Origin of the sequence: Vibrio makurazakiensis, assembly GCF_050337375.1 — a bacterium.
GTDB classification, from domain to species: domain Bacteria; phylum Pseudomonadota; class Gammaproteobacteria; order Enterobacterales; family Vibrionaceae; genus Vibrio; species Vibrio makurazakiensis.
Genome location: NZ_JAKJSW010000388.1, coordinates 1 through 2,237, shown reverse-complemented (window position 1 = coordinate 2,237; position 2,237 = coordinate 1). Strand labels below are relative to the sequence as shown.

At 40.5% G+C, this 2,237-nt stretch carries 2 protein-coding genes and 1 pseudogene; 1 reads left to right on the top strand and 2 read right to left on the bottom strand.

The genetic code is table 11. The features are described 5' to 3' along the window. Positions 1 to 273 precede the first annotated feature (273 nt). Both fabV and L4C33_RS21730 read right to left on the bottom strand, forming a co-directional pair. Positions 274 to 1,473 carry an enoyl-ACP reductase FabV gene (fabV, locus tag L4C33_RS21735; RefSeq protein WP_428814466.1) on the bottom strand — a complete coding sequence of 400 codons (1,200 nt, stop codon included), beginning with the start codon at positions 1,471 to 1,473 and terminating at the stop codon, positions 274 to 276. An 82-nt stretch (positions 1,474 to 1,555) separates the two neighbouring features. Continuing rightward, on the bottom strand, positions 1,556 to 2,161 hold the full coding sequence (locus tag L4C33_RS21730) for an arylesterase (RefSeq protein ID WP_428814465.1): 606 nt from the start codon (positions 2,159 to 2,161) through the stop codon (positions 1,556 to 1,558). Between L4C33_RS21730 and L4C33_RS21725 the strand changes: the two are divergent. Continuing rightward, positions 2,160 to 2,237, top strand: a pseudogene (locus L4C33_RS21725) (ABC transporter); the annotation flags it as partial. The gene L4C33_RS21730 and the pseudogene L4C33_RS21725 overlap by 2 nt on opposite strands.

The following is a 2,237-nucleotide window of genomic DNA, read 5'->3' as shown; positions in this document are numbered from 1 at the left end:
TTTGTAAGCTGTGCCAGAAGATCGACAATGTTTTGCCAACCTTCCTCCATGTCCTCAGGAATATCTAAGTCGATAGTATTAAATTTTGTCATGTTAGCTCTTATTCCTTCGCGTAGTTGAAAACACGTCCTGTGATATATGTACGCAAGATGTAATGACGACGTTGTTCCGTTAATAATTTTAGTATATGAAAGCGATAAAAAAAAAGCCTTAGTAATTTAACTAAGGCTTATAGAGTTTGATGGGGATCTCATAACTGAGACTCTTGTTTCTTCAAGGGGTTAACTTTATAAAATTATCAATATCGATGTCTCGATGATAATCGACATTCGTTAATCCGAATCCATTCAGTTGCATGAACTCTTGTTTGAACCCTTGGTAATCTCCAATGGTTGTAAAGTTATCTTTATTCATAACTTCGAGCAGTTCGGAAACGTGATGTTGAGTCTCTGGATCTAGCTCCCAATCATCCATACGAAGAAGGCGCTCACCATCCAAAGGTATTAGTTTTTGTCCGTACAATTTGGTACTAAAGAGGCGTTGCATTTGCTCAACACAAGTCTCGTGAGTCCCTTTTTGTTTCATTATTTTATACAGAGCAAGCATATAAGGTGAAAGAGCAGGTATAAACACGCTCGCTTTAGTTACTAATGCTTTACATACGGTGGCGTAAGCATTGCCATTGAAGTTAGCAAGCTTGAGATTTAAAGAATGACTGGTTTGGTGGAGGTCGATTTTAGCTCGTCCAAGCGTGCCGTCTAAATAAATAGGGTGCGTAATTTCTGGTCCCACATAAGAAAATGCGATCGTCTTACAACCGTCTGCAATAGATTCAGAATTAATGAGAGCGTCTATCCAGCTTTCCCAATCTTCTCCGCCCATGACTTTAAGCGTGGCTTGCTCTTCTTCAAGTGTTGCGGGTGGCACTGTGGTTTCACGCCATGAGTCATCTTCTAGCATAATAGAAGCGCCGGTTACGGAGTCGCCAATCGGTTTTATCGCTGAACGCCAAAATTCACCAGTTTCATCTTTAGGGCGTATGCCTGCGGCTAAACTGTATATCACAAGGTCAACTTCACCTTCGAAGTATGTTTCTATTGCTTCAATGACCTGATCACGAATGTCGTTGGAAAATGCATCTCCAACGATATTGATAGCAAGTCTTTGTTCTTTATCGGCTTCTTTTTTGAAGAAAATGTTGTTGTACCAACCAGCGCTACCATAAGATTTTTCATTGGGTTCACGCTCGAAAGAAACACCGATTGTATCAGCCTTAGCACCACCAAATGTGAGTGCAATCCTTGCAGCTAATCCAAAACCAGACGAAGCTCCTAATATAAGAACACGCTTAGGACCTTGTTGGATTTGTGGGGCATTTTTTACGTATTGGATTTGTTGCTTTACGGCTTCATGACAGCCAACAGGGTGTGCGTTCTTTGCAACAACCCCTTTAATTACTGGTTCAATTAGCATAAATAACCTTACATAAAACGGGTGATATGCATTTAGGTTAACGTAAAACTATGTAAACTTTATTGAGCTAGACACGTAAAACTTAAAGATACTGATATAATTTTTCAGCAACGAAATCAGCAATCCAAGGCTGTGCTTCTGGCTTCGGGTGAAGTCCATCGGCCATCATCCATTCTTCTTTCAGAATGATGTGTTCTAGGAAAAAGGGAATAATAGGTGTATTCGTACTATCAGCAGTTGATGTGAATACACTTTCGAACATCTGGTTGTAGCGCTTACCGTAATTTGGCGGTATACGTATTTGCATAAGTACAGCATTTGCGCCTGATGACTCAACTTGCTGAATGATTTGCTGTAAGTTGTTTGAAATAAGGTTTGGCGGAAATCCGCGTAACCCATCGTTAGCCCCTAGTTCAATTAAAACAACATTAGGCGAGTGCTCTTCTAAAAGTTGGGGCAGCCGAGCTAGGCCATTGCCTGTGGTGTCACCTGAAATACTGCCGTTAATGACTTTATAGTTTTTACCGTGCTGCTGAAGTGAATTTGGAAGAAGAGTCGGCCAACTTTGCTTTATGTCCATATTATAGCCAGCGCTCAAACTGTCACCGAGCACCAATAATGTTGGGTTTTGGGCGAAGCTACCAGCGGAAAAAAAGAATATAAATAATAAGGAAATCAGTCGCGTCATGCATACATCCATAATAAAAGCTGAATCGGTAAGCAAGCTAGTTTCTACTAATCAAGAACAATTAACAATCCTAGAG